Below are 25,982 nucleotides of genomic sequence, written 5' to 3'. Positions count from 1 at the left end.
GACCCTATGCGGGTGCGTGCCTGAGGTTTCGGACGAAGGCGCCGATCGTCTCGATCAGGTCGTGGAAGACGGCGTCGAGGTCGGTGGCGGTGGCGATCCGGGCGTTCGGGCCGAGCGGCGACATCCAGCGTTCGTCGGCGACCGTCATGCCGCGGGTGAGGGTGCCGACGAGTTCGACGTCGACCCGCGCCGGGATGGTCGTGACGAGGTCGGGGTTCAAGGCCACCATCGCCGCGAACGGGTCGTGGAGGTGGGCGATGTAACCCTCGTCGTGGTCGTGGTGGAACTCGAAGTAGAAGCGCAGGGCGTCGGTGAGGTGCCGGATGATCTCGTTGTCCGCGACCGAGCGCAGACCCCGTTCGTCGCCCGGGTCAGGGCGTTCCAGGGGCGAACTCCCCGCTGCGGCGGACAGGCGCACCACGTGGCCGGGGGTCAGCACGACCTGTTCGGTGAGATCCAGCGCGCACACGATGGGCTCCGGCGCGCCGTCGGTACCGAATGCGGCGAAGACCTCGGCGGCGGCCTCCGGGTCGACGGCGACGTTCCACTCCGAGGTCGGCGTCGTGTTGCCGTGGGTGTGGAAGGCCCCGCCCATGATCACGAGGCGGTGGAGGCGGGCGGGCAGTGCGGGGTCCCGGCGGATCGCGGTCGCCAGCGAGGTGAGCGGACCGGTCACCAGCCCGACCAGTTCTCCGTCGTGCGTGCGCGACGCCTCGATCCACGCATCCGGGGCGTCGAGGTGGCTCGGCGTGCTGGTCGGGGTGGGCAGCGTCGCGTGACCGACCCCCAGCGGTCCGTGCGTGTCCTCGGTCGTCATGAGTTCGGCGACGAGCGGCGCGGCCGGCCCGACGTGAACGGGGACCTCCGGGCGGCCGCAGAGTTCGAGCCAGGCGAGGTTGTTGGTGGTGACCACGTCGACGGGGACGTTGCCGGCCGTCGAGGCGATGCCGACGAGGTCGACGTCGGCGCGCGCCAGCAGGTAGAGGAGTGCGACCGAATCGTCGATGCCGGTGTCGCAGTCGAAGAACAGGCGCTGGGTCACGTCACAATTGTGCCCGGTGTGCGGAGGGGGGCGGCGCGTCGCCCCGGGGATCCCTAGTATTCCGACGCAGGAAGCCGGGGCGGATCGCCGTCGGCGCGGCCGCGGAGGAACGCACATGCACACACCACGACGTCCATTCGCGGTCCTCGGGGTGTGCGCAGCGCTCGTCCTGTCCGCCTGTGGCGGCGGCGAGGAGAACGGAGATGGTACGGCGGTACCGGTTCCGCCCGACCCGGTCCTCACCCCGGTCGTTGGGTCGGTGATGTTCGCTCCGACGCCGTTCGCCGGGTCGGACGGCGCCGATCACCTCGTCTACGAGGTGTCGCTGACCAACTTCATGCGCACCCCGGTGACCATCACCGGCGTCAAGGCGCTCGACGCAGGGGTGGACGGTACCCCCGAGCTGCTCGGCCTCGACCAGGCCGATGTCGGGGAACGGCTCAAGCCCACCGGGGCGCCCTCCGTCCCGCCGAGACCCGGTGTGCCCGAGGGATACTCGGACGTGCTCGCACCGGGGCAGAACGGCGTCCTGTTCCTGCATCTGAAGTTCGAGGGAGCGGCGCCGACGAAGCTCGTCCACGAGATCTCGGTCCGTGCCGACGGGGCGCCGCCGGAGATGCGGGAGACCACCGAGCGGATCGCGGAGGTCGAGGTGAACGACGGTGTTGTCCCCGTCCTGGGTCCGCCCCTGATCGGCGAGCACTACATCGCCGCCGACGCCTGCTGCGACGCGGTCCGGCACACGCGCGCGATCCTGCCGTTGGACGGCGCTCCCGTCGTCGCCCAGCGATACGCGGTGGACTGGGAGCAGGCCGGACCCGACGGCAAGATCTTCGTCGGTGAGGCCAGGAACCCGGCGAGCTACCGGATCTTCGGCGACGACGTGCTCGCCGTCGCCGACGGCTCCGTCGTCGCCAGCCGCAACGACCTGCCCGAACAGGTACCGGGGGAGTTCCCCGCGAACCTGCCGATCGCCGAGGCCGACGGCAACAACCTCGTCCTCGACATCGGCGACGGGTTCTTCGTGAACTACGCCCACATGCAACCCGGTTCGGTGCGATTCGAGCCGGGGGACCGGGTACGACGCGGCGAGGTCATCGGCAAGGTCGGCAACACCGGCAACTCGGTCGCACCCCACCTGCACGTCCACGTCATGAACGGGCCGTCGTTCCTGATGTCCCAGGGTGTGCCGAGTGTCACCGACCTGTTCACGATCACCGGCCGAGTGGCCGGCACCGCCGCCTTCGACGCCTCGGAGGGCACCGGTGTACCGCTCGAGATGGCGCCCGGTGTGACCGTCTCCACACAGCAGGACCGGATGATCCTCGATCAGAACGTCGTCACCTTCCGCGCAGGCTGACAACGGTTTTCGGCGTCGACACCGACGCTCTCGGGTCGATCCCGACTGGACAACGAATTCAACGTCCGTACGGTCGGGGTCATGACCATTCAGAACCTGGCCTTCGAATGGACCGAGACGAATCGCGAATGGATCATCGAGAATCCGATCCGCATCGCGGCCTACATCCTGGCCGCACTCGTCGTGCGTTTCGCCATTCACCGCACCATCGACCGGGCGACCCGTCCACGCTCGCGGGACGGTGAGAAGTCGCGTGGAGCGACCCTCATGCGCGGTCTGCGGCCCAAGACGGTGACGACCGAACGCAGCGCCCAGATCGCCGCCCGGCGCGCGCAGCGGGCCGCCACCATCGGTTCGGTGTTGAAGTCGACGGTGTCGATCGTGTTGCTCGTCTGGGTGGTGCTGTCGGTGCTGAGTGTCCTCGGCGTGAACATCGCGCCGTTCATCGCCTCGGCCGGAATCGTCGGTCTGGCGATCGGCTTCGGTGCCCAGAATCTGGTCCGCGACTTCGTCACCGGGGTGTTCATGCTCCTCGAGGACCAGTACGGGGTCGGCGACATCGTCGACCTCGGCGAGGCCATCGGCGAGGTGGAGACCGTGGGTCTGCGCGTCACCACGCTCCGCGACATCGACGGCACCCTCTGGTATGTCCGCAACGGCGAGATCGCCCGCGTCGGCAACATGAGCCAGGAGTTCGCGGTCGCACGCGTCGACACCCCGGTTGCGCCGGGCGCCGACATCGACAAGGCGCAGCGGGTCGCCGCCGAGGCGGCACGTCTGGCCGTCGAGGAGGACGACACCGACATCCTCGGAGCCATCGAGATGCTCGGTGTGCAGGAGGTGTCCTCGGATCAGGTCGTCCTGCGCCTGACGGTCAAGACCAAGCCGAACGGGCAGTGGGCCGTGCAGCGCCGGCTGCGACGCGCCATCCTGCAGGCCTTCGTGGAGAACTCCATCGCCCTGCCGTACTCGCGCGCCTGGGGTTCGTTGCTGGAGACCGCCGGCACCTGACCTCCGATCAGGGTGAACCAACGAGAAAACCCCCGGCCGGAGCCGGGGGTTTTCTCGTTGTTCTGCGGTGTCCGAGGGGGGACTTGAACCCCCACGTCCGTTAATAGGACACTAGCACCTCAAGCTAGCGCGTCTGCCATTCCGCCACTCGGACTTGCTTTGCTGCGTTGCTCCGGAGGGGATTTCTCCCCGCCATCTCGCGGCAGCGGGATAACACTAACCGAGGTTGCCCGTGTATCCCAAATCCCGTAGGAGTGAGGGGTGTCTTCACAGTCTGCGACCACTGAAGTAGTCGATCTCGTCAGCCGGTTGATCCGGTTCGACACCTCCAACACGGGGGAGCCGGAAACCACGAAAGGCGAGGAAGAGTGCGCCAAATGGGTGGCGCAGCAACTCGAGGAAGTGGGATACACCACACAGTACGTCGAATCGGGTCGTCCGGGCCGCGGGAACGTCTTCGCACGCCTCGCCGGACCGCCTGACTCCGACCGCGGTGCCCTCCTGATCCACGCCCATCTCGATGTCGTGCCCGCCGAGCCGGCGGACTGGAGCGTCCACCCGTTCTCCGGTGCGGTCAAGGACGGCTACATCTGGGGACGCGGTGCCGTCGACATGAAGGACATGGCCGGCATGGCGCTTGCGCTGGCCCGCCAGTTCAAGCGCGACGGTACGGTCCCGCCGCGCGAGATCGTCTTCGCCTTCCTCGCCGACGAGGAGGCCGGCGGCACCTGGGGTGCCCACTGGCTCGTCGAGAACAGGCCCGACCTCTTCGAGGGGATCACCGAGGCGGTCGGCGAGGTGGGTGGCTTTTCCCTGACCGTCGACCGACCGGACGGCACCCAGAAGCGCCTGTACCTCGTCGAGACGGCGGAGAAGGGCCTGGGCTGGATGCGACTCACCGCAGAGGCCCGTGCAGGTCACGGCTCATTCCTGCACGCCGACAACGCGGTGACCGAGGTGGCCGAGGCCGTGGCACGGATCGGTCGGCACACCTTCCCGCTCGTGATGACGGAGTCGGTGAGTCAGTTCCTCGCCGAGGTGAGCGCCGAGACCGGACTGGACTTCAGCCCCGACGCACCCGATCTGGAGACGTCGCTGTTCAAGCTCGGCGATCTCGCCCGCATCATCGGCGCGACGCTGCGCGACACCGCCAACCCGACCATGCTCAAGGCCGGATACAAGGCCAACGTCATCCCGCAGAAAGCCGAAGCCGTCATCGACTGCCGCGTGCTGCCCGGACGGCAGAAGGCCTTCGAGAAGGAGATCGACGAGCTCATCGGGCCCAATGTGACCCGTGAGTGGATCACCCACCTCGATTCGTATGAAACGACGTTCGACGGCGACCTCGTCGACGCCATGAACAACGCCATCCTCGCCCACGACGAGCTGGGAAAGACGGTGCCCTACATGCTCTCCGGCGGCACCGACGCCAAGGCGTTCGCCAAGCTGGGGATCCGGTGCTTCGGCTTCGCGCCGCTGCAACTGCCGCCCGACCTCGACTTCGCGGCGCTCTTCCACGGAGTCGACGAGCGGGTGCCGGTCGACGCGGTTCTGTTCGGCACCAAGGTGTTCGAACACTTCCTGCTCCACAGCTGAACGCTCACATAGAGTGTTGGACAGATCGTTCCGATGCGCGAAACGTCAGAAAGGTGAACACATGTCGTCCTTCGACCCGTACTCCCCGCTACCGAGTCTGCCCGGTTTCACGCTGACCTCGGAAAGCCTCACCGACGGCTCGCCGCTGGCCAACGGTCAGGTGAGCGGAATCATGGGCGCGGGTGGAGATGACCTGTCACCGCAGCTGAGCTGGTCCGGATTCCCCGCGGAGACCAAGTCTTTCGCGGTCACCGTCTACGACCCCGACGCACCCACCGCGTCCGGATTCTGGCACTGGGCCGTCGCCGACATCCCCGTGTCGGTCACCAGCCTGCCCGAGGGCGCCGGTGATGAGGACGGCTCGGGCCTGCCCGACGGTGCCGTGACGCTCACCAACGACGCCTCGCTGCGCCGCTACATCGGTGCCGCACCGCCTCCCGGTCACGGCCCGCACCGCTACTTCGTCGTCGTGCACGCCGTCGACACCGAGTCGCTGAACCTGCCCGAGGCGGCCACCCCGGCCTACCTCGGTTTCAACCTGTTCTCCCACGCGATCGCCCGTGCGACCCTGGTCGGCACCTACGAACAGCCCGGCGAGAACGTCTGAGAAGCAGAACAACGACAATGGCGTCCCGACCACTGGAGGTCGGGACGCCTTTGTTGTCAGAGCAATTCGCTAGGGCTGCTGGGCGGCGGCGCAACCCACCGCGTCGGAGATCGACGCGAACCCGCCTGCTCGGACCCGCTCGGCGAGACCGGAGTGCAACTCGTACAGCCACAGCGGTCCGCCGTAGATGAACCCGGTGTAGACCTGGAGCAGATCGGCGCCGGCGCAGATACGTTCCCAGGCCTGGTCGACGGTCTCGATGCCGCCGACACTGACAATCGCGATCTTCCCGCCCACGCGGTTGTAGAGCCGCTTGAGGACGGCGAGCGACCGGTCGGCCAACGGGGCACCGGACAGTCCGCCCGCACCGATTTCGCGCACCTCGGCGTCCGGAGTCCGCAGACCTTCGCGGCCGATGGTGGTGTTGGTCGCGACGATGCCGGCCAGTCCGAGCTCGACGGCGAGGTCGGCGACCGCGTCGATGTCGTCGTCGACGAGATCGGGTGCGATCTTCACCAGGACCGGGACGTGGACCTCCGCCTGCACCGCGGCGAGGATCGGCCGCAGCGAGTCGACAGCCTGCAGGTCACGCAGGCCGGGGGTGTTGGGTGAGCTCACGTTGACCACGACGAAGTCGGCGAGCGGCCCGAGGAGGCCCGCGGAGAGCCGGTAGTCGTCGATGGCCTCGTCGAGCGGAACCACCTTGGTCTTGCCGATGTTGGCGCCGATCGGGGCGGACACCGGACCGCGCCGGACCTCTTTGAGATGTTCGGCGGCGACGTGCGCACCGGGGTTGTTGAAGCCCATCCGGTTGATGAGGGCACGGTCGGCGGGGAGCCGGAACAGGCGCGGCCGGGGATTGCCGGGCTGTCCCTGGCCGGTGATAGTGCCGATCTCGGCGAAGCCGAAACCGATTTGCCCCCAGGCGTTCACGGCGTCGGCGGTCTTGTCGAAACCGGCCGCCAGGCCGATGGGCACCGGGAAATCCACACCGAACACACGGCTACGCAGGACCGGATCGTGGTGGGCCAGCAGCTTGGCCACCGGGAAGGAGAGGACGGAGAACCGGCTCACCGCGCGCAGCAGCACGAAGACGATGTGGTGGATGCGTTCCGGCGGCAGCAGGAACATCAGCTTGAGCAGCAGGGGATAGCACCGCCGGTTGAGTGCGATCAGCACCTTGGTGGCGGTTCGTGCGGTCAGCATGCCTGGGCGCTCCGGGGATCGTGGTCGGTGGAACGGTTCTCGTCGAGCGCGCGGGCCCCGCGCGGCGGACGTTTGCGCTTGAGCAGGATCTTGCGTGTGCCGTCGGAGTAGAGGCGGACCCGCGACAGCTCCCAGCCGCCGAACTCGGCCTCGAGCGCGAGACGCATCGACGCGGTCACCCGGGTGACGTCCGGCGGCAGCTTCAGCAGGATGTACTCGACGTCCTCCGAGGTGACCTCCCAGCCGGCGGGGTACTGCGCGCCGACGCGGGCGAAGGTCCGTGAATGCCGCGTATGGGGCCGTCGGTCAGAACCCATGGTCACCGACCGGGCTCGACCGCCGTGACACCGAGAGGGGTGCCGGGCGGCGGGACGACCTGGAGTTTGCCGTCGCGTGCCGAGAGGACATAGACGGTGCCCGCATCGTCGACGGTGATGGTGTCCGGCTGGACCACGGACGCGAACCGCTGCATCTCGGTCGGCTCGCCGTCGGCCAGGTCATACGCAACCACCTCGTTGTTCCCGGTTGTCGACACCCAGAGCAGGTTTCGGGTGTCGTCGTAGTCTACGGCGTACGGGCCATCGGCCACCGGGTAGCGGAATCGCATGACCAGCGGTGACCCGAAGAATCCGAGGATCTCGCCGTCGCGGGTGTTCGCGACCAGGATGCGCCCGAATCGGTCGACCGTCGAGGTCGTGGCGCCGTTGCCCGCACGTAGGGCAGGCCCGGTCTCGCCCGACTCCGGGTCGATCGGGGTCACCGACGACTGTGCACGGTCGAGGACGACGACCTGGCCGTCGAGGCCCTCAGCCGATGCCGGGGCCGCGGTGAGCGAGTCCACACGGACGAACTCGCGCAGGTCGTGCTTCTTCTGGAACTCACCGTTCTCGGACCCGGCGTCGTAGATCAGGACCCGGCCGTCGGCGGTTCCCACGACGATCTCACCGGACGCGGCGCGCACGACCGCGGTCGGTTCGTCGGTGTCGATTCCGGTGGTACGGGCCCGGCCCTCGGCATCAACGACGACCAGCGAACCCGGTCCGACACCGAGGTAGCCGCCGTCGGTGTCCGCGGCGAGCGCGGTCAGGCCCGGCACCTGGATCGGGGTGGGTGGCGCGGTCATCGTGGCGGCGTCGAAGCGGAGCAGTCGGCTGCCGTCCGGCGAGACTACGGCGACCGTGCGACCCGAGGAGGCGAGTGCCCGGGAGCCGGCGGGTGCGGGGACCGTCAGGCCGGCCGGCTCGGAGGTCGCGGGCGCCTCGACCGCGGTCGCCGGAGCGACGGTCGGGACGTCGGGGGTGCCGGATTCGTCGGACCCGCATGCCGTGATCATCGCCACACCCACGGCGAGGGTCGCCGCCGCGGCGACCGGGCGCCGCAACCGTGCGAGACCTCTCGGGGGCTGGTGACGGGGGCGCGGTCGTCGAGACGAGTGCATGGACCCATCTTGCGTGACCGGTCGCGCGCGATGCTCAGGCGGGTCGACGCGTGTCGCCGAGCCGGGTCGGCGGGCGGGTCGCCGCGTAGCATCGGGCGCCGTGACCGACACCATGACCTGGACCCAATCGATCGTCCTCGGGGCGCTGCAGGGTCTCACCGAGTTCCTGCCGATCTCGTCGTCCGGGCATCTCCGTATCGCCTCGGAACTGATGTTCGGCGAGGACGCCGGGGCGTCGTTCACCGCGGTCACCCAGCTCGGCACCGAGGCGGCCGTACTGTTGTTCTTCGCCAAGGACATCGTCCGCATCATCGCGGCCTGGTTCCGTGGCCTGTTCCACGCGGAGGAGCGCAGCCTCGACTACCGCATCGGCTGGTATGTGATCCTCGCGACCATCCCGATCGGCATCATCGGCTTCGTCCTCAAGGACCAGATACGCACCACCGGCCGCAACCTGTGGCTGGTGGCGATCATGCTGATCGTCTTCGCCGGTGTCTTCTGGCTGGCCGAACGCTACGGCAAGAAGCAGCGCCCGCTCGAGAAGCTGACGCTGCGCGACGGTCTGGTGATGGGCGGCGCACAGTGCATGGCCTTGATCCCCGGGGTCTCCCGATCGGGTGCGACCGCCAGCGCGGGTCTGTTCCTCGGCCTCGAACGCGAGGCCGCGTTCCGGTTCTCGTTCCTGCTGGCCATCCCCGCGGTGACGGCCTCCGGCCTGTTCAGCCTCCCGGACGCGTTCAATCCGAGCGGCGAGGGCATGGAGGCCACCGGGCCCCAGTTGCTGGTCGCGACGATCGTCGCGTTCATCGTCGGATATGCCGCCATCGCCTGGTTGCTGAAGTTCGTCAGCAATCACTCGATGAACTGGTTCGGCGCTTACCGCGTGGTCCTCGGTGTCTTCCTGATCATCCTGCTGTCCACCGGCGCCATCTCCGCGACCTGACGTTCGCGGCGGTCCTCGTCGTGTGCGGGTCGCCTGCGCACATGCCTATGGTTGTGGCATGACCGTGATCCTTCTCCGGCACGGCCGTTCGACGGCGAACACCTCGGGTGTGCTCGCCGGTCGTAGCCCCGGAGTCCACCTCGACGACCGGGGCCGTGAACAGGCCGACGACCTCGTGAGCCGCCTCGGCGACCACCTCGCCGAGATCAGGGCGATCGTGCGTTCGCCGCTCGACCGCTGTGCGGAGACCGTCGCACCGCTACTCGCCGCACTCGGCACCAACGGCGACCGCCCGCCGGAGGTCGTCGTCGACGACCTCGCCGAGGTCGACTACGGCGGCTGGACCGGACGTTCGATCTCCGAGCTGCTCTCCGAGCCGCTCTGGAAGGTCGTGCAGCAGCAGCCGTCGGCCGCGGTCTTCCCCGACGGCGAGGGTCTCGCCGACGTCCAGGCGCGGGCGGTGCGCGCCATTCGCGAACTCGACCGCGTCTACGGCGGGCCGGACGGTTCCGGGGTGTGGGTCGCGTGTTCGCACGGCGACGTCATCAAGTCGATCGTCGCCGACGCCATGGGCAGCCATCTCGACGCCTTCCAGCGCATCGTCGTCGAACCGGCGTCGATCAGCGTGATCCGCTACGCCTCGTCGCGTCCGTACGTGCACACCGTCAACAACACCCAGAAGCTCTCGATACCGACCCCGCGTCCGCCCACCGGCGACGACCAGCAGTCCTCCGACGACGCCGTCGTGGGCGGGGACACCGGTGCCACTGCGACGATCCCGGCGACATCGGGATAATGAACTCAACAATCAAGGAGGTGTGATGTCCCGAGCGATCCACGTGTTCCGCAGCCCGGACCGGTTCGTCGCCGGCACGATCGGGCAACCCGGTGACCGCACGTTCTACCTCCAGGCCGTCCACGAGACCCGCATCATCAGCGTGATGCTCGAGAAGCAGCAGGTCCAGATCCTCGCGGACCGGATCGGTGCGCTGCTCGACGAGATCCATCGCCGGTTCGGGACGCCGATCCCGCCGGCGACCGATCGGGTCGGCGACCTGAGCCCGCTCGTCATGCCCGTCGACGCCGAGTTCCGGGTCGGCACCATGGGATTGGGCTGGGACGCCGAGTCCGAGGCCGTCGTCGTGGAACTCCTCGCCATCACCGAGGGGGAGTTCGACGAGAGCGTCGTACTCGACGACACCGACGAGGGACCCGACGCGGTGCGTGTGTTCCTGACCACCACGGCCGCACGGGAATTCGCCGCCCGGTCGTCGAAGGTGATCTCGGCCGGCCGCCAGCCGTGCCCGCTGTGCAGCGAACCGCTCGACCCCGAAGGCCACCTGTGCGTTCGCACCAACGGCTACAAGCGTGATGCGCAGCTGAGCAAGTCGATCGACTTCATCGACCCCGAGGTGTTCAACAGCCTTGCGGCGCAAACCGATCCGAGCTTCCTCGTCGACGAGGACGACGACGACCCGGAGGATCCTGACGACGAGGATCCGGGCACGTCCGGACCCTCGCAGGCGTGAGACAGGGGCACGGTCGTTGACGACGGAGGCCGCGAGTCCGCAACCCGAGCCCTCGGACCCGGTGCCGACCGAGGTGTCATCGCTCGACATCCTCCGCGACGGTGAGCTGACCATCCTCGGCCGGATTCCGTCGGCGAGCAACGCCACCCTGGTGTGCGACGCCGTGCTCGACGAACAGTCGGTCCGCTGCGTGTACAAGCCGATCCGCGGCGAGGTCCCGCTCTGGGACTTCCCGGACGGCACGTTGGCCGGCCGCGAGGTCGCGTCGTACCTGATCTCGGAGGCCCTCGGCTGGGGTGCCATCCCGACGACCATCCACCGGGACGGGCCGGTCGGTCCGGGGATGGTCCAGCGCTGGGTCGAGACGCCGGACAACACCGAACACCCGCCCGTCGAGAACCAGCCGCGGATCGACCTGGTGGACCTGTGCCCGGTCGACACGGTGCCGACCGGCTTCTTCGCCGTCCTGCAGGCCTACGACCCGTACGGCGAACCCGTCGTGCTCGTCCACGCCGACGACCCGAGACTCCAGCGCCTGGCGGTGCTCGACGTCGTCCTGAACAACGCCGACCGGAAGGGCGGCCACGTCCTCGAGGGTCTCGACGGCGGTGTCTACGGCATCGACCACGGCATCTGCCTGCACTCCGAAGACAAGCTCCGGACCGTCCTGTGGGGTTGGGCGGGGGAGAAGGTGCCCGGACACCTGGTCGCCGACGTTGCCGAACTGGCGGAGAAGCTGGAGACCGACGGGTGCACGCTGCGCGACGAGCTGCAGCGTCACATCACCGCCGACGAGGTCGACGCACTCACGGTCCGGGCGGTCGTCATCGCCGAGAGCGAGACCATGCCACTCCCGCCGGGGCACCGGCCGATCCCGTGGCCACCGTTCTGACGTCATACTGTGATCCGCGTCGCCGGCCCACGCAGGCTGGGACCGGGCCGTGAACACCTCGCGGTCCGTGGGCAATACAGTGGACGGCATGCAGTCGTGGCCCGATGTGGAACTTCCGGAGGTACCCGGCGAGGGGCCTGCCCTTCGTCTCTATGACACCGCCGACCGTGCGGTGCGTCCGGTGACCCCCGGACGGACCGCCACCATGTATGTCTGCGGGATCACCCCGTACGACGCCACCCACCTCGGCCATGCCGCCACGTATCTGACCTTCGATCAGGTGAACCGCGTCCTGCGGGACCAGGGACACGACGTGCACTACGTGCAGAACGTCACCGACGTCGACGACCCGCTGTTCGAGCGCGCCGACCGCGACGGAGTCGACTGGCGCGACCTCGGCGCGCGGGAGACCCAGCTCTTCCGCGATGACATGACCGCCCTACGCGTGCTGCCGCCGCGCGACTACATCGGTGCCGTCGAGTCGATCGGCGAGGTCATCGAGGTCGTCGAGAAGCTGCTCGCCTCGGGTGCCGCCTACACCGTCGACGATGCGGAGTACCCCGACGTCTACTTCCGGACCGACGCCACCGAGCAGTTCGGCTACGAGTCCGGCTACGACCGGGAGACCATGGCGCGGTTCTTCGCCGAGCGCGGCGGCGACCCCGACCGTGCCGGCAAGCGTGACCCGCTCGACGCCCTTCTGTGGCGTGCGAAGCGGGAGGGCGAGCCTTCGTGGGACTCGCCGTTCGGTCCGGGACGTCCGGGCTGGCACATCGAATGCTCGGCGATCGCACTGAACCGGCTCGGTATCGAGTTCGACATCCAGGGCGGCGGCAACGATCTGATCTTCCCGCACCACGAGTTCTCGGCCGCCCACGGTGAGGCGCTCACCGATTCGCGACGCTTCGCCCGCCACTACGTGCACACCGGCATGGTCGGCCTCGACGGCGAGAAGATGTCGAAGAGCCGCGGCAACCTGGTGTTCGTGTCGGTTCTGCGACGCGAGGGCGTCGACCCGGCCGCGATCCGTCTGGCGCTGCTCGCCGACCACTACCGCGGCGACCGCATGTGGACCCAGTCGGTGCTCGACACCGCCGTCGAACGTCTCGACCGGTGGCGTACCGCGTTCGCCGCACCCACCGGACCCGACGCGGCAGATGTGATCGCGCGTGTCCGCCAGCATCTCGCCGACGATCTCGACACCCCGAAAGCGCTTGCCGCAGTGGACGCCTGGTGCGCCGATGTGCGCAGCGGCATCGGCTCGTCGGCGGCGGCGCCCGCGACACTCGCGGCCGCGGTCGACGCGCTGCTCGGCATCCCGGCGACCCGTCAGGACTGATCCGGTCGCCGGCGTTCTCCGGATGCCGGCAAACGTCGGGCGGGTTGTACGGGGCGAACAGTGAGTGGCCGCTCTGGGTACAGTGCTCTCGTGGCGCGCGTGCAAGAGATCAGACCAGACACCGACTCCGGGGTGTTCACCGTGGTCACCCGGACATCCACCTACCTCCTCGACTTCGGGGAGATGACGCTGTTGCGTGCTCCCGGTGTCGGCGGCACGGACAGCGAGGACTGGACCGTCAGTCGGCTGCGCCGTGATTCGGAGGACATCCCGCTGCTCGGGGTGAAGTCCTGCCGGCTCGGCGAATCGGCTCAGTTCTGGGTGCGGGCCGCTGACGATCCCGACGTCCGGACGTGGCGGATCACCACGCCGGTCGTCTCCATCGAGAAGATCGGCTGACCCGGGCCGTCGCTCACCTGATCCGTCCGCTCAGGGCGTTGATCGAGTCGACGAACAGCGCCGGACGCTGCCGATGGATGTCGTGCCCGGCCGGGATCCGGTCGACGAGTAGGCAGTCCGGCATCAGGACATGGGCACGACGTGCGTCGTCGTGTGTCATCGCCCCGAGCAGAACGCCGTCCTGCTCGTGCACGGTCGCGTGCAGCAGCGTCGCGGGTGCGCGGACCCTCGTGAGGGTCTCGGTCTGGTCGAAGCCGTCGAACCACGTGTTGTCGTAGAACATCTCGCCGTAGCGGAGGTCGTAGTCGCCGGTGCCGTCCTGCAGGCAGGCGGTCAGGGCGAGGGCCCGGTTCATCGTCGGCGGCAGCCACCAGAGAGGCGGGATTCGGTGCGGATCGCGGTCGAGCCGGCGCTCCACCGGGTCGCGGACCAGACGCGTCCAGCCCTTGTCGCCGAACAGCGTTCGTAGGTGACTGTGGCGCACCCAGTGGCGCGTCCAGGTCATCGACGCGTCGTGGCGGGTGGCCAGGAACTCGTGCATGGGCCGGAAGCCGTCGAGCCATGCGAAGGTGCCCGGTGCGCGGTCGGGTTCGGTGGCGAAGAACGGTGCGTCCTCGATGAGGACGGCGCGGACCAGGTCGGGGGAGTCGGCTGCCAGGCGTGCGGCGAGGAGCCCGCCCGACGAGTGCCCGGCCACCACCGCGGGCGTTCCGACGACCGACTCGATGAACCAGGTGAGTGCCGTGGTCTGCCGTAGAGCCGGATAGTGCGCCGGATCCTTGGTGGACCCACCGTGCCCGAAGCAGTCCACCGCGAAGACGTGCCAGTTGTCCGACAGCGCGCCGAGCACGGACGCGTAGTCGGTCCAGGAGACCTGCTGTCCGGGGATGAGGAGGAGCGGCGCGCCGCCCGGTGGGCCCTCGCCGTAGCCGATCACCGCGCCGTCGGGCATGGTGACCGACCGTGAGGTCACCCCGCTCGAGGCGAGGAGGGACGACTCCCGGCGATCATAGGTGAGGTTGCGGGTCACAAACGTGGCGGCGCAGGCCGACACGACGGACATGCACACCGCACCCACGGCAGCGGCGCGGCTCGCCGCTGCCTTTCGGGGAGCCGTCACGCGCTGAACGGCCCCTGGCCGCGACGCTTCAGATATCGCTCGAACTCGGCGGCCAGGGCGTCGCCGTCGATCTTCGCCATCACCTCGTCCGGATCCATCTCGGCGTCGCCGCGTTCCTCGAGCCCGCGGACGTAGTCGGCGATCTCCTCGTCGTCCTCGGTCATCTCGGTGACCGCGCGTTCCCACTCCTCGGCCTGCTCGGGCAGGGTGCTGAGCGGGACCTCGATGTCGAGGACCTCCTCGACGCGTGTCAGCAGCGCGACGGTGGCCTTCGGGTTGGGCGGGGTCGACACGTAGTGCGGCACCGCGGCCCAGAAGGACACGGCGGGCAGGCCTGCCTGCACGAAGAGGTCCTGCAGCACGCCGGTGATGCCCGTAGGGCCCTCGTAGCGGCTCTCCGCGAGGTTGTACCGGGCCGCCGACTCACCGCTGTAGGCCGTCCCGGTGACCGGCACCGGGCGGGTGTGCGGGGTGTCGGCGAGCAGTGCGCCCAGCATGACGGTGGTCTCGACCTCGAGCTCCTGGGCCAGATCGACGATCTCGGCGCAGAACGCGCGCCACCGCATGTTCGGTTCGATGCCGCGGACCAGCACGATGTCGCGGTCGGCGCCGCGCGGACTGCAGTACGAGATCGACGTCGTCGGCCATTCGATACGCCTGGTCACGCCGTCCACCTGCTTGACCGTGGGACGGTTGACCTGGAAGTCGTAGTATTCATCAGAGTCGATGTCGGCGAGCGGACGAGCGTCCCACTCGAGGGCGAGGTGCTCGACGGCGCTGCTGGCGGCGTCCCCGGCGTCGTTCCATCCCTCGAAGGCCGCGAGCAGAATGGGTCTGCGCAGCTGGGGGAGGTTCGACATCTGCTCAGCGTTCACTGAACCAGCCTACGACCGAACACGCAGAGAGGGCGAACTACGCTGTCAACCATGTCCTTCGAAAACTCCGGCCATCGACCGAGCGACTTCGACACGACGTTCCTGTCGTCGATGTCGCGGCGCGTGCTGATCGGAGACGGGGCGATGGGCACGATGCTCCAGGCCGCGGACCTCACCCTCGACGATTTCCACAACCTCGAGGGCTGCAACGAGATCCTCAACGACACCCGGCCCGACGTCCTCGAAGGCATCCATCGCGCCTACTTCGAGGCCGGGGCCGACGCCGTGGAGACCAACACGTTCGGCTGCAACCTGTCGAACCTCGGCGACTACGACATCGCCGACCGCATCCGCGAGCTGGCCTACAAGGGCACGGCGATCGCACGCGGCGTCGCCGACGAGATGGGTCCGTCCGCCGACGGCACCGGCCGTTACGTCCTCGGCTCGATGGGTCCCGGCACCAAATTGCCGAGCCTCGGCCACACGACGTTCGCCACGATCCGCGACGCCTACCAGGAATGCGTCATCGGCATGCTCGAGGGTGGCGCCGACGCGGTGCTCATCGAGACCTCGCAGGACCTGCTGCAGGTGAAGGCCGCGGTGATCGCGGCGCAGCGCGCCATGGATCGGGTGGGTCGCCGGATCCCGATCATCAGCCACGTCACGGTCGAGACGACCGGCACGATGCTGCTGGGTTCGGAGATCGGTGCCGCGCTGGCGGCGATCGAGCCGCTGGGCGTCGACCTCATCGGTTTGAACTGCGCCACCGGTCCGGCGGAGATGAGCGAGCACCTGCGCTACCTGTCGAAGCATGCGCGCATCCCGGTGTCGGTCATGCCGAACGCCGGCCTGCCCGTCCTCGGGGCGAACGGTGCCGAGTACCCGCTGACGCCGGAGGAACTGGCCGAGTCGATGGCCCAGTTCGTCGGCGAGTTCGGACTGTCCTTCGTCGGCGGCTGCTGCGGCACCACACCGGAGCACATCCGCCAGGTCGCCGAGGCGGTCGCGCAGGTCACCCCCGCGACGCGTACGCCCGAGCACGAGTCGGAGACGTCGTCGCTCTACACCGCGGTTCCCTTCGATCAGGACGCGAGCTTCCTGGTCATCGGTGAGCGCACGAACACCAACGGCTCCAAGGCATTTCGTGAGGCCATGATCGCCGAGGACTACCAGAGGTGCCTCGACATCGCCAAGGACCAGACGCGCGACGGCGCGCACATGCTCGACCTCAACGTCGACTACGTCGGTCGTGACGGCGCGGCGGACATGACCGCTCTCGCGAGCCGCTTCGCGACGTCGTCGACGCTGCCGATCATGCTCGACTCGACCGAGCCGGAGGTGATCCGCGCGGGTCTCGAGGCGCTCGGCGGTCGTTGCGCGGTCAACTCGGTGAACTACGAGGACGGTGACGGTCCGGATTCGCGGTTCAACAAGATCATGCAACTCGTGGTGGAACACGGTGCGGCTGTCGTCGCCCTGACCATCGACGAGGAGGGGCAGGCGCGGACCGCGGACTGGAAGGTCAGCGTCGCCGAGCGCCTCATCGCCGACATCACCGGCAACTGGGGTCTCGCCGAGGAAGACATCATCATCGACGCCCTCACCTTCCCGATCTCCACGGGTCAGGAGGAGGTCCGGCGCGACGGCATCGAGACGATCGAGGCCATCCGCCGGCTGCACGAGACGCATCCCGACGTGCACTTCACGCTGGGCATCTCCAATATCTCGTTCGGCCTGAACCCGGCTGCTCGGCAGGTGCTGAACTCGGTGTTCCTGCACGAGTGCGTGCAGGCCGGCCTCGACACCGCGATCGTGCACGCGTCGAAGATCCTGCCGATGGCGCGCATCCCGGAGGAGCACCGTCAGGTCGCGCTGGATCTGGTCTACGACCGCCGGCGCGAGGGTTACGACCCGCTGCAGAAGCTGATGGAGCTGTTCGAGGGTGTCTCGGCGGCGTCGGCTCGCGAGTCGCGCGCCCAGGAACTGGCCAAGCTGCCACTGTTCGAGCGGCTGGAACGACGCATCGTCGACGGTGAGCGCAACGGCCTGACCGACGATCTCGACGAGGCGATGACCCAGGTCCCGCCGCTGTCGATCATCAACGACACCCTGCTGTCGGGGATGAAGACCGTCGGCGAACTCTTCGGCTCGGGTCAGATGCAGCTGCCGTTCGTGCTGCAGTCCGCCGAGGTCATGAAAGCGGCTGTGGCGCACCTCGAACCGCACATGGAGGCGACCGGTGAGGACGGCAAGGGCCGTATCGTGCTGGCGACCGTCAAGGGCGACGTGCACGACATCGGCAAGAACCTCGTCGACATCATCCTGTCCAACAACGGGTATGAGGTTGTCAACATCGGCATCAAGCAGCCGATCGCGACCATCCTCGACGTCGCCGCCGACAAGAGGGTCGACGTCATCGGCATGTCGGGTCTGCTGGTGAAGTCGACCGTCGTCATGAAGGAGAACCTCGAAGAGATCAACACGCGGGGCCTCGCCGACGAGTACCCGGTCCTGCTCGGTGGTGCGGCGCTGACGCGCTCCTATGTCGAGAACGATCTGTCGGACGTCTACGAGGGCGACGTGCACTATGCGCGTGACGCTTTCGAGGGCCTGCGACTGATGGACGACATCATGGCGCGCAAGCGCGGTGGCGGCCCCGACCCCGACAGCGACGAGGCCAAGGCCGAGGCGGCCAAGACCGCCGAGCGCAAGGCACGCCATGAGCGGTCCAAGCGCATCGCCGCGAAGCGCAAGGCCGCCGAGGAACCCGTCGAGGTGCCGTCGCGTTCGGACGTGGCCGCCGACAACGAGATCCCGACCCCGCCCTTCTGGGGTTCGCGCATCGTCAAGGGCGTGCCGATCGCCGACTATCTGCAGCTGCTCGACGAGCGTGCGCTGTTCCTCGGCCAGTGGGGTCTGCGTGGCGCCCGCGGCGGTGACGGCCCCTCGTACGAGGAGCTCGTCGAGTCCGAGGGCCGGCCGCGTCTGCGCTACTGGATCGATCGGCTCGCGACCGAGAACATCCTGCAGCACGCCGCGGTCGTCTACGGCTACTACCCGGCGGTCAGCGAGGGTGACACCGTTCACGTGCTGACCGAGCCGGATCCCGATGCGCCGGTGCGGTTCAGCTTCTCGTTCCCGCGCCAGCAGCGGTCGAGGTTCCTGTGCATCGCCGACTTCATCCAGTCACGCGAGGCCGCGAAGGCCGCCGGCCGGGTCGATGTCATGCCGTTCCAGCTCGTCACGATGGGGCAGCCGATCGCCGACTTCGCGAACAAGCTGTTCGCCGAGGACGCGTACCGCGACTACCTCGAGGTGCACGGCATCGGTGTGCAGTTGACCGAGGCGCTCGCCGAGTACTGGCATCAGCGCGTGCGCAGCGAGCTGAAGTTCGGTGACCGGTCGATGGACAGCGAGGATCCCGAGCACGCACAGGGCTTCTTCGACCTCGAATATCGTGGTGCGCGTTTCTCGTTCGGTTACGGCGCCTGCCCGGATCTCGAGGACCGCGCGAAGATGATCGAGCTCCTCGAGCCGGAGCGGATCGGTGTCCAGTTGTCGGAGGAACTGCAGCTTCATCCGGAGCAGTCCACGGATGCGTTCGTGCTGCACCATCCGGAAGCCAAGTACTTCAACACCTGAGTCTTCACCACGATCGGAGGGGCGATGGGCGGGTCGGGAGTGATCGAACGGCCGCAGGGACCGGTCCGGATCATCGGGATCGACCGTCCCGACCGCCGCAACGCCGTGGATCGGGCGACCGCCGATGCCCTGGCCGACGCGTTTCGTCGGTTCGACGCCGACGAAACCGCCTCGGTGGCCGTGCTCTACGGCGAGGGCGGGACGTTCTGCGCCGGAGCCGATCTCAAGGCCATCGCCGACGGAACCCCCAACCGGGTGGAGTTCGACGGTGACGGCCCGATGGGCCCGACCCGGATGCGGTTGTCCAAACCGGTGATCGCGGCGATCTCCGGTCACGCGGTCGCCGGTGGCCTCGAACTCGCGCTGTGGGCCGACATGCGCGTCGTCGAGGAGGATGCTGTCTTCGGCGTCTTCTGCCGGCGCTGGGGCGTTCCGCTGATCGACGGTGGGACGGTGCGGCTTCCTCGGTTGATCGGGGAGAGCCGCGCGATCGACCTGATCCTCACCGGGCGCGCGGTGGCCGCGGACGAGGCGCTGCAGATCGGACTCGCGAATCGGGTCGTACCGTGCGGGACATCCCTCGACGCCGCCGTCGAGCTCGCGACCCAGATCGCACAGTTCCCGCAGACGTGCCTTCGCCAGGATCGTCTGTCTGTCCTCGAGCAGCCGGGCATGGACACCGACGCCGCCATGGTCAACGAGCTGCGCCATGGGATGGTGTCACTTGCCTCCGACACCGTCGCAGGAGCCGCGCGATTCGCCGACGGCGCGGGCCGTCATGGTCAGGGCATCACCTCTGCTCCCTGATCCGAAAGAACGCGACATAGCCCTCGCTGCCTGAGGTGCGAGGAGCGCAAGCGACGAGCCACGAAGGCTCACAGACCATTCGGCGTCACCCGCGCGGGTACGCCGCGGCGAGGAGTATCGAGGCAAGTGTGGCTTCGGCGTCGGAGGCGTTGCGGAGGTCGATGATCTGGCGCATCTCGAAGCGCGGTTGATCGCCGGACTCGGGTTTGGGTCAGTGGATATCGGTGCGCACCTGTTTCAGTTGTTCAGCGAATCGGCGGGGTATGTCGGGTCGCCGGTTGATGCGTTCGGGGTTGGGTGGTGCGCCGGGTTCGGCGTTGAGCCGCCAGGCGCAGCGGCCTTCGTCGGGTCCGTCCCGAACCATGCGGGTGGTGTACTGGCCGGGCTGGTCGCCGACCAGGCGGTTGTGTTTGGGACAGGCGGGGGCGAGGTCGGTGATGTCGGTGAGTCCGCCAAGGCCCCAATCCAGTTGGGCGTGGTGTATTTCCACGTGTGCGGCGGCTATGCCGCAGTCGGGGGTGGAGCAGCTTTCGCCGTCGGGTCTGGCGAAGGACACCAGGCGTTGTTCGCGGGTGGCCAACCTTTTGCCGCGGCCGAAGTAGAGCGGGACGGCGGTGGCGTCTTTGAATACCGCCAGCCAGGGTTGGGTGTCAGCGGCGAGTTTGATGAGGTCGGTGATGGGGATGAGGGTGCCGGTGGCGGTGGTGGCGAAACCGGCTTCGCGGACCAGGTCGTCGAGGTCGGCCTTGATGATCAATTGCGTGGGTAGTCCGCGGTGGCTCTTGCCCAGCAGGCCGTCGTCGAGGACAGCTTTGAGGAGGGCGTTGAAGGCGTCGTGATTGAGTTGGGCGGGGGTGCGGGTATCGCGTTCGGCAGCCGCCTCGACTGCTTCCGGATCGGCATCCTCGACTGAGCCACAGGGTGATTCGGGGTCATCCGGATTGTTCATGCCGGGTTTGGCCCACACGGCAAGCAACATGGTGACGCGCGCAAGCAGTTCGGGTGTGAGGTTGGCGGTCATTTTCGCGGTGCCGTCGGCGCGCTGGCGGTTCACGTACAGCTGGCGGCGGCGTTTGCGGTCGGTGTCGTCGGCGAGTGTGCCGTCGGGGTCCACGAGTGCCAGCAAGCGCGCCCCGAGGGCGGCGATGTCGGCGGGGGTGTGGTCGACGGCGATCTCGGCCATCTGTCGTTCGGCGGCGACTTTCACGTCGTGGTCGACGGCGTGGGGGATCTGGTCGAGGACGTCGAGCACGGCGTGCACGTGGGCAGATCCGACACGTCCGTCGGCGAAGGCTTCGGCCAGGGTGGGGTGCTGGGGTGGGAGTGGTTCGCCGGTGAGGCTGGGAAAGGTTGCGGTCGCTGACATCTGGTCGCGGCGCCGCATGGGGTGGGCGACGCGTAGGCGGTGGGTCATGAACTGGATGACGCTGCGGTGGCCGGTTTTGCGGGGCAGGTCGCGTTCGGTGGCTTCGACGATCTGTCGGTCACCGGCGAAACCCAGTCGAGCGATGGCTCGTTCGGTCTCGGCCGCGACATCGACGAGTGCGGCATCTGAGCACTGCGTGAGATCGACGGCCTGCAGTTCGGTCGTGATCCGGTGGAGTTCACCCACCAGTTCCTCGGCACGCGAGATGGGCTCGTCGGCGACGTCCACCTGCGAGGTATCCCTCATGGCGGCCACCCCCGACACCTGGTGCGAAATGTATGTTCGACAATACCCGCGATTGTGTTGTCGTGCAACGAATATCGTCGGTTCTTCCGGTCGCCAAGACTGTCGGTGCGGTGTGGTAACGCGGCTACCGTCCGACCTGTCAATCGGGCGAACTCAGCTCGTCAGCTCCTCGGTCAACTGCGGCACGATCTGCTTCTTCCGCGAGACGATGCCCTTGCCGAAGGCGTGCCCGTCGGCAACCGTGATCCCGAGCGCACGCTCGACGGCGTCGACGGGTTCACCGACCACGAGAAGGTCTGAGTCGCAGGCGATCACATCGGTGATCAGCAGCAGGAACAGATTGTGGCCCGCGGTCTCCCTCTCGGCGGCCATGGCCTCGAAGAACTCGTCGCGGCGGGCGAGGACGGCGTCGGCGTCGACGGTGGTCAGCTGCGCCACGCGCACGCTGGCCGATCCCATCGAGAAGGTCTTGGCGTCGAGTCCGATGATCGACGACGCCGGTTGGTCACCGAGGTCCGTTCCGGCGCGGAGTAATCGGTTCCCGTAGTCCACGAGGTCGACGCCGGCGATCGTCGCGAGCTCCTCGGCGGCGATGCGATCGGAGTCGGTGGTCGTGGGGGAGTTCAGCAGGAGGGTGTCGGAGATGATCGCCGACAACATGATCCCGGCGGTGTCGGCGGGGATCTCGACCTCGCTCTCCGCGTACATGCGGGTGAGGATCGAACACGTACATCCGACCGGCTCGACTCGCATGTACAGCGGCGCGGCGGTCTCGAAGTTGGCGATGCGGTGATGGTCGATCACCTTGCGGACGGTGACGTCGGCGATGTCGGCGACGCTCTGCTGGCGTTCGTTGTGGTCGACGAGCATCACGTCGTGGGGGCTCGCGTGCTCGATGACGCGCGGCGCCGCGAGGCCGAAGTGGTCGAGCGCAAAGGCCGTCTCCGGGCCGGGTGAGCCGAGGGCGACGGCTTCCGCGTCAACTCCGAGTGCCTGTTCGAGCCGTGCCAGGCCGATCGCGGACCCGATCGCGTCGGTGTCGGGATTGCGGTGTCCGATGACGAGGATCTTCGACATGCGACTCAGCTTTCGCTCGACGTTGCTGCATCCCAGCGTACGGCGGAGCTCCGACGTTGCATGATTGCCGCAGAGATAGTTGTAAAACTACAATCGTTTTATGTCGACAACGGACGACCACGTACGCTCGCAGACCACCACCGAGGTGTGGTTCGCGATGAACAGCCTCGTGCGGGATCAAGAGAAGCAGTCGCGTGCCCGCATCAGCGAGGTCATCGACATCCCGTTCAGCCGGTTCCGCGCGCTCCGCCGTGTCGCCGTGCGGCCGATGACGCAGCGAGACCTCGCGGAGCGAATGGGTGTGGATGCATCGGCCATGAGCGGCATCGTCAATGATCTCGTCGCCCGCGGGCTCGTGACCCGGGAGGCCGACGCCGACGACGGCCGGTGTAAGCGCGTCACGATCACCGACGCCGGCCGCCGGGTGATGGACGAGGTGACCGCGAACCCCGCGACTGCGCCCGAGATGTTCGCCGCGCTCGACGAGGCGCAGCTCCAGCAGCTCGCGGAATTGCTCGATCTCCTCCGCGCGGCGGCCGAGTCGTGAACGCCGCACGCGCTGCGCTGCGCGCTCGATCGGCCGACGGCACCCTGACGCGGCGGGACCGGCTCGTCATCCTCGCCACCTGCTGCCTGAGCCTGTTCATCGTCGGCCTCGACGTGTCGGCGGTGAATGTCGCGTTGCCGTCGATCAGTTCGGACCTCGGCGCGACGCCGGCGCAGCTGCAGTGGGTCCTCGACGCGTATGCGCTGGTGATCGCGAGCCTGCTGATCTTCGGCGGATCGCTCGGAGATCGCCTGGGCCGCAAGCGGATCTTCCAGGTCGGCCTGGTGACCTTCGGCGTCGCGTCGGTGTTGTGTTCGCTGGCACCGACACCGGAGGTCCTCATCGGGGCACGCATGTTGCAGGCCGTCGGCGGCGCGATGCTCAACCCGGTCGCGCTGTCGATCGTCACCAACGTCTTCGTCGATCCTCGCGAGCGTGCGCAGGCGATCGGACTGTGGGGCACCGCGTTCGGCATGAGCCTGGCATTCGGGCCGGTCGTCGGTGGGGCCCTCGTCTCCGGGATCGGGTGGGAGGCGATCTTCTGGCTCAACGTTCCGGTCTGCCTGCTCGCCCTCGGACTGACGATGCGATTCGTCCCGGAGTCGAGGGCCGAGCACGCCCGCCGCGCAGACCCGGTCGGGCAGATGCTGATCCTCACCCTCCTCGCCACCCTCACCTTCGCCATCATCGAGGGACGCCCCCAGGGGTGGACGTCACCGGGAGTGCTCACGTGTTTCGCCGTGTCGGCAGGCGCGTTCGTCGCGATGATCGCGTACGAGAGTCGCCGCGAGGAGCCGCTTCTCGACCCGCGATTCTTCCGGAGCGCGCCGTTCTCGAGCTCGGTCGCATGTGCGGTCATCGCCTTCGCCGCCACCGGGGGCTTCCTGTTCCTCAACACCTTGTACCTGCAGGAGGTTCGTGAGATGTCGCCGCTTCACGCGGGACTCATGACCTTGCCGATGGCGGCGGCGTCGGTGGTCTGCGCGCCCATCGCCGGTCGGCTCGTGGGCGATCGGGGAGCCCGGACACCGATGGTGATCGGAGGAGTCGGGATGGTGGCGGGCGCCCTGATGCTCACCGGCCTCGGCAACGACACCTCCCTCGTCTACGTCGGCGCCGCATATCTGGTCTTCGGGCTCGGCTTCGGGTTCCTCAACGCACCGATCACCAACGGGGCGGTCTCGGGGATGCCCCGAACGCAGGCGGGTCTGGCGTCGGCGATGGCCTCGACCGGCCGCCAGGTGGGCACCGCGCTCGGTGTCGCGGTGTTCGGCGCGGTGGCGTTCGCCGGAATCGAGGGGTCGGTCGCCGACGGGCTCGCCGCCGCCGCCCGCCCGGTGTGGCTGATCATGGCGCTGTGTGGCGCTGCGGTCCTCGTTCTCGCCTTCGTCTCGACGGGGGCGTGGGCCCGTGGAACGGCTGCCCGCACACGCGAGCGGATCGAGTCCACGTCGGGGACCTGGGTGCCCTGACCTACCCCGGCCGGCGCTGAGCGTCGGCTTCGGTGGCTGCCCGTGCACCGGTTGCCTGCGAGTCCCACCACTCCGCGATCCGTTGCGCGACGACGTCGGGCGTACGGACCCAGCCGATGTGCGTCGTGTTGCCGCCCGCCGGGCATCGTGCGTCGTCGTAGCGCCAGTGGGTGATCGACTCCGGCGAGAACGCGGCGTCGAACGCTGATGCCGCACCGTCGGTGACGATCTCGTCGTCATCGAGCCGGATGGCCAGGGTCGGTGTCTCGATCGAGCCGTCGAGGGCGAACGGCGCCCTACCGGTGAGGACCATACGTGCCCACTGCCGCATCAGCGTTCGGGCCGTGGGGCCGCCGAAACCCTGCCGGGGCCAATGGCCGACGGCACCCGATACGGGCCCGACGGCCACGGCGATCGCGCCCAGGGCCAGACCGCGGAGCCCGTAGTGGCGTACCGCCGGCACCGACGCGCCCACTGCGACGATCCCGTCGGGCGTGTGATCCGACGACTGGGCGACCATCGCGGCGAGTTGCGCACCGAGGCTGTGCCCGACCACGACGACCCGCGTGCCCGGGACGTCGGCCCGGGTGCCGGCGATCGCATCGGCGAGGTCGGCGGCCTCGTCCTCGTAGGACCAGTCGGCGGTGTGGGAGGGCGGGGTTGCACCTTCCTCGACACCGCGGCGCGCGACGACGCGGACATCGAGCCCGTATCCCGTCAGTGCCTCCGTCAGCCGTCGGTAGACCCGCGCCGGCACGGCCATCGCCGGGGAGATCAGGATGGCGGTCGGCCGATCTGTGCTGGTCTGGGTCATGGCCCAAGAGTGACGCATCGCCGACGCCGGCACCACTACCTACCAGGTAGTGGTTTGATCTCGGCCCTATCCGGATATCGCCGGGGTGCTGTGATCGAAGATTCCGACCGAAAGGCGAGCCACCGATGTCCGACGTGACCGATTTCTCCGAGACGTGCGCGCGACTGGCCGACGCGATCGTGGAGCAGGGTGTGCACGTCGCGGTCGCGGAGTCGCTGACCGGCGGCAACCTCGCGAGCGAGCTGAGCAAGGCCCCGCAGGCGGGGGACTGGTTCCGCGGCGGCGTCATCGCCTACCACGAGGACGTGAAGTTCGGCCTGCTCGAGGTGCCCGAAGGGCCCGTCGTCAGCGAGACGGCCGCACGCGCCATGGTGGCCACCACCGCGCGACTGTTCGACGCCGAGATCGTCGTCGCGGTGACCGGCGAGGCGGGGCCGGAACCCGACGAGGCCGCACCGGGAACCGTATGGTTCGGACTCGACCATCGCGGCCGGGTCTCCGCGACCCGCAAGGAGTTCGACGGCGAGCCCGAAGACGTTCTCGCCCAGACCATCGCGTACTCACTCGAACTGATCGAGAGCTGTCTACGATGAC

At 68.3% G+C, this 25,982-nt stretch carries 23 protein-coding genes, 1 tRNA gene and 1 pseudogene; 15 read left to right on the top strand and 10 right to left on the bottom strand.

The annotated features are described in order from the left end of the window. Positions 1-4: 4 nt before the first annotated feature. Complete coding sequence (locus tag GOALK_RS18880) at positions 5-1,042, bottom strand: nucleoside hydrolase (RefSeq protein WP_006360432.1); 1,038 nt, start codon at positions 1,040-1,042, stop codon at positions 5-7. Between the two features lie 115 nt (positions 1,043-1,157). Between GOALK_RS18880 and GOALK_RS18875 the strand changes: the two genes are divergently transcribed. Beyond that, entirely contained in the window at positions 1,158-2,402 is a 1,245-nt protein-coding gene (locus GOALK_RS18875) for a M23 family metallopeptidase (protein WP_035751558.1), read from the top strand. Between the two features lie 81 nt (positions 2,403-2,483). Beyond that, positions 2,484-3,413: a mechanosensitive ion channel family protein gene (locus tag GOALK_RS18870; protein WP_006360430.1), complete on the top strand. Its 930-nt coding sequence runs from the start codon at positions 2,484-2,486 to the stop codon at positions 3,411-3,413. A gap of 68 nt (positions 3,414-3,481) precedes the next feature. Here the strand turns inward: GOALK_RS18870 and GOALK_RS18865 are convergent. Then, positions 3,482-3,567 (bottom strand) — tRNA-Leu (locus GOALK_RS18865). 107 nt (positions 3,568-3,674) lie between these two features. Between GOALK_RS18865 and GOALK_RS18860 the strand changes: the two genes are divergently transcribed. Both GOALK_RS18860 and GOALK_RS18855 read left to right on the top strand, forming a co-directional pair. Next, on the top strand, positions 3,675-5,009 hold the full coding sequence (locus GOALK_RS18860) for a M20/M25/M40 family metallo-hydrolase (protein ID WP_006360429.1): 1,335 nt from the start codon (positions 3,675-3,677) through the stop codon (positions 5,007-5,009). Between the two features lie 61 nt (positions 5,010-5,070). Continuing rightward, entirely contained in the window at positions 5,071-5,616 is a 546-nt protein-coding gene (locus GOALK_RS18855; RefSeq protein WP_006360428.1) for a YbhB/YbcL family Raf kinase inhibitor-like protein, read from the top strand. A 69-nt stretch (positions 5,617-5,685) separates the two neighbouring features. Here GOALK_RS18855 and GOALK_RS18850 read toward each other — a convergent pair whose 3' ends face one another. Genes GOALK_RS18850 through GOALK_RS18840 form a run of 3 tightly spaced genes read right to left on the bottom strand, consistent with a single transcriptional unit; the run spans position 5,686 to position 8,203 of the window. Then, positions 5,686-6,822: a quinone-dependent dihydroorotate dehydrogenase gene (locus GOALK_RS18850; RefSeq protein WP_006360427.1), complete on the bottom strand. Its 1,137-nt coding sequence runs from the start codon at positions 6,820-6,822 to the stop codon at positions 5,686-5,688. Continuing rightward, positions 6,816-7,139, bottom strand: coding sequence for a DUF5703 family protein (locus GOALK_RS18845; protein ID WP_035751561.1), 324 nt, complete (start codon positions 7,137-7,139; stop codon positions 6,816-6,818). The genes GOALK_RS18850 and GOALK_RS18845 overlap by 7 nt, the downstream gene beginning before the upstream one ends. A gap of 2 nt (positions 7,140-7,141) precedes the next feature. Beyond that, positions 7,142-8,203, bottom strand: coding sequence for a hypothetical protein (locus GOALK_RS18840; RefSeq protein ID WP_006360425.1), 1,062 nt, complete (start codon positions 8,201-8,203; stop codon positions 7,142-7,144). Positions 8,204-8,360: 157 nt separating this feature from the next. Here GOALK_RS18840 and GOALK_RS18835 point away from each other — a divergent pair, with 157 nt between their 5' ends. The 6 genes from GOALK_RS18835 (at position 8,361) to GOALK_RS18810 (ending at position 13,362) form a co-directional block, all read left to right on the top strand. Continuing rightward, entirely contained in the window at positions 8,361-9,203 is an 843-nt protein-coding gene (locus GOALK_RS18835) for an undecaprenyl-diphosphate phosphatase (protein ID WP_006360424.1), read from the top strand. 58 nt (positions 9,204-9,261) lie between these two features. Further along, a complete protein-coding gene (locus GOALK_RS18830) occupies positions 9,262-9,999 on the top strand; it encodes an MSMEG_4193 family putative phosphomutase (protein ID WP_035751563.1) in 738 nt (245 codons plus the stop codon). 25 nt (positions 10,000-10,024) lie between these two features. After that, positions 10,025-10,732 (top strand): DUF3090 domain-containing protein, encoded by a 708-nt coding sequence (locus GOALK_RS18825; protein ID WP_006360422.1) that lies wholly within the window; start codon positions 10,025-10,027, stop codon positions 10,730-10,732. 16 nt (positions 10,733-10,748) lie between these two features. Then, positions 10,749-11,624, top strand: coding sequence for an SCO1664 family protein (locus tag GOALK_RS18820; protein ID WP_006360421.1), 876 nt, complete (start codon positions 10,749-10,751; stop codon positions 11,622-11,624). Positions 11,625-11,712: 88 nt separating this feature from the next. After that, positions 11,713-12,963 (top strand): cysteine--1-D-myo-inosityl 2-amino-2-deoxy-alpha-D-glucopyranoside ligase, encoded by a 1,251-nt coding sequence (gene mshC, locus GOALK_RS18815; protein ID WP_035751706.1) that lies wholly within the window; start codon positions 11,713-11,715, stop codon positions 12,961-12,963. Between the two features lie 90 nt (positions 12,964-13,053). Next, entirely contained in the window at positions 13,054-13,362 is a 309-nt protein-coding gene (locus GOALK_RS18810; RefSeq protein ID WP_006360419.1) for a hypothetical protein, read from the top strand. A gap of 13 nt (positions 13,363-13,375) precedes the next feature. On the opposite strand, the gene GOALK_RS18805 is transcribed toward GOALK_RS18810, so the two are convergent. Both GOALK_RS18805 and GOALK_RS18800 read right to left on the bottom strand, forming a co-directional pair. Next, on the bottom strand, positions 13,376-14,425 hold the full coding sequence (locus GOALK_RS18805; protein WP_006360418.1) for an alpha/beta hydrolase: 1,050 nt from the start codon (positions 14,423-14,425) through the stop codon (positions 13,376-13,378). Between the two features lie 53 nt (positions 14,426-14,478). Then, a complete protein-coding gene (locus tag GOALK_RS18800) occupies positions 14,479-15,357 on the bottom strand; it encodes a PAC2 family protein (RefSeq protein ID WP_006360417.1) in 879 nt (292 codons plus the stop codon). A gap of 51 nt (positions 15,358-15,408) precedes the next feature. Between GOALK_RS18800 and metH the strand changes: the two genes are divergently transcribed. Next, positions 15,409-18,999 (top strand): methionine synthase, encoded by a 3,591-nt coding sequence (metH, locus tag GOALK_RS18795; protein ID WP_006360416.1) that lies wholly within the window; start codon positions 15,409-15,411, stop codon positions 18,997-18,999. A 24-nt stretch (positions 19,000-19,023) separates the two neighbouring features. Beyond that, entirely contained in the window at positions 19,024-19,806 is a 783-nt protein-coding gene (locus GOALK_RS18790) for a crotonase/enoyl-CoA hydratase family protein (protein WP_006360415.1), read from the top strand. Positions 19,807-19,891: 85 nt separating this feature from the next. On the opposite strand, the pseudogene GOALK_RS18785 reads toward GOALK_RS18790, so the two are convergent. Together GOALK_RS18785 and GOALK_RS18780 are read right to left on the bottom strand one after the other, a co-directional pair. Continuing rightward, a pseudogene (locus tag GOALK_RS18785) lies at positions 19,892-21,478 on the bottom strand (DUF222 domain-containing protein). 153 nt (positions 21,479-21,631) lie between these two features. Then, entirely contained in the window at positions 21,632-22,555 is a 924-nt protein-coding gene (locus GOALK_RS18780; RefSeq protein WP_006360413.1) for a manganese-dependent inorganic pyrophosphatase, read from the bottom strand. 100 nt (positions 22,556-22,655) lie between these two features. Here GOALK_RS18780 and GOALK_RS18775 point away from each other — a divergent pair, with 100 nt between their 5' ends. Then, positions 22,656-23,102: a MarR family winged helix-turn-helix transcriptional regulator gene (locus GOALK_RS18775; RefSeq protein ID WP_006360412.1), complete on the top strand. Its 447-nt coding sequence runs from the start codon at positions 22,656-22,658 to the stop codon at positions 23,100-23,102. Continuing rightward, positions 23,099-24,574: an MFS transporter gene (locus GOALK_RS18770; protein ID WP_006360411.1), complete on the top strand. Its 1,476-nt coding sequence runs from the start codon at positions 23,099-23,101 to the stop codon at positions 24,572-24,574. Before GOALK_RS18775 ends, GOALK_RS18770 begins: the two co-directional genes overlap by 4 nt. Position 24,575: 1 nt before the next feature. Here the strand turns inward: GOALK_RS18770 and GOALK_RS18765 are convergent, their stop codons facing one another. Next, entirely contained in the window at positions 24,576-25,388 is an 813-nt protein-coding gene (locus GOALK_RS18765; RefSeq protein ID WP_006360410.1) for an alpha/beta fold hydrolase, read from the bottom strand. 125 nt (positions 25,389-25,513) lie between these two features. Here GOALK_RS18765 and GOALK_RS18760 point away from each other — a divergent pair, with 125 nt between their 5' ends. Then, entirely contained in the window at positions 25,514-25,981 is a 468-nt protein-coding gene (locus tag GOALK_RS18760) for a CinA family protein (RefSeq protein ID WP_006360409.1), read from the top strand. The last annotated feature ends 1 nt before the right edge of the window (position 25,982 follow it).

Source organism: Gordonia alkanivorans NBRC 16433 (genome assembly GCF_000225505.1).
In the GTDB taxonomy this organism is placed as follows: Bacteria; Actinomycetota; Actinomycetes; order Mycobacteriales; family Mycobacteriaceae; genus Gordonia; species Gordonia alkanivorans.
This window is presented reverse-complemented; position numbering and strand designations above follow the sequence as displayed.

What these genes read in the sequence shown, in the direction of transcription:
- GOALK_RS18855 (WP_006360428.1), top strand. Translation starts at nt 5,071, where the DNA reads ATGTCGTCCTTCGACCCGTACTCCCCGCTACCGAGTCTGCCCGGTTTC.
- GOALK_RS18805 (WP_006360418.1), bottom strand. Translation starts at nt 14,425, where the DNA reads ATGTCCGTCGTGTCGGCCTGCGCCGCCACGTTTGTGACCCGCAACCTC.
- metH (WP_006360416.1), top strand. Translation starts at nt 15,409, where the DNA reads ATGTCCTTCGAAAACTCCGGCCATCGACCGAGCGACTTCGACACGACG.
- GOALK_RS18845 (WP_035751561.1), bottom strand. Translation starts at nt 7,139, where the DNA reads ATGGGTTCTGACCGACGGCCCCATACGCGGCATTCACGGACCTTCGCC.
- GOALK_RS18765 (WP_006360410.1), bottom strand. Translation starts at nt 25,388, where the DNA reads ATGACCCAGACCAGCACAGATCGGCCGACCGCCATCCTGATCTCCCCG.
- GOALK_RS18850 (WP_006360427.1), bottom strand. Translation starts at nt 6,822, where the DNA reads ATGCTGACCGCACGAACCGCCACCAAGGTGCTGATCGCACTCAACCGG.
- GOALK_RS18825 (WP_006360422.1), top strand. Translation starts at nt 10,025, where the DNA reads ATGTCCCGAGCGATCCACGTGTTCCGCAGCCCGGACCGGTTCGTCGCC.
- GOALK_RS18775 (WP_006360412.1), top strand. Translation starts at nt 22,656, where the DNA reads ATGTCGACAACGGACGACCACGTACGCTCGCAGACCACCACCGAGGTG.
- GOALK_RS18780 (WP_006360413.1), bottom strand. Translation starts at nt 22,555, where the DNA reads ATGTCGAAGATCCTCGTCATCGGACACCGCAATCCCGACACCGACGCG.
- GOALK_RS18870 (WP_006360430.1), top strand. Translation starts at nt 2,484, where the DNA reads ATGACCATTCAGAACCTGGCCTTCGAATGGACCGAGACGAATCGCGAA.
- GOALK_RS18760 (WP_006360409.1), top strand. Translation starts at nt 25,514, where the DNA reads ATGTCCGACGTGACCGATTTCTCCGAGACGTGCGCGCGACTGGCCGAC.
- mshC (WP_035751706.1), top strand. Translation starts at nt 11,713, where the DNA reads ATGCAGTCGTGGCCCGATGTGGAACTTCCGGAGGTACCCGGCGAGGGG.
- GOALK_RS18790 (WP_006360415.1), top strand. Translation starts at nt 19,024, where the DNA reads ATGGGCGGGTCGGGAGTGATCGAACGGCCGCAGGGACCGGTCCGGATC.
- GOALK_RS18830 (WP_035751563.1), top strand. Translation starts at nt 9,262, where the DNA reads ATGACCGTGATCCTTCTCCGGCACGGCCGTTCGACGGCGAACACCTCG.
- GOALK_RS18875 (WP_035751558.1), top strand. Translation starts at nt 1,158, where the DNA reads ATGCACACACCACGACGTCCATTCGCGGTCCTCGGGGTGTGCGCAGCG.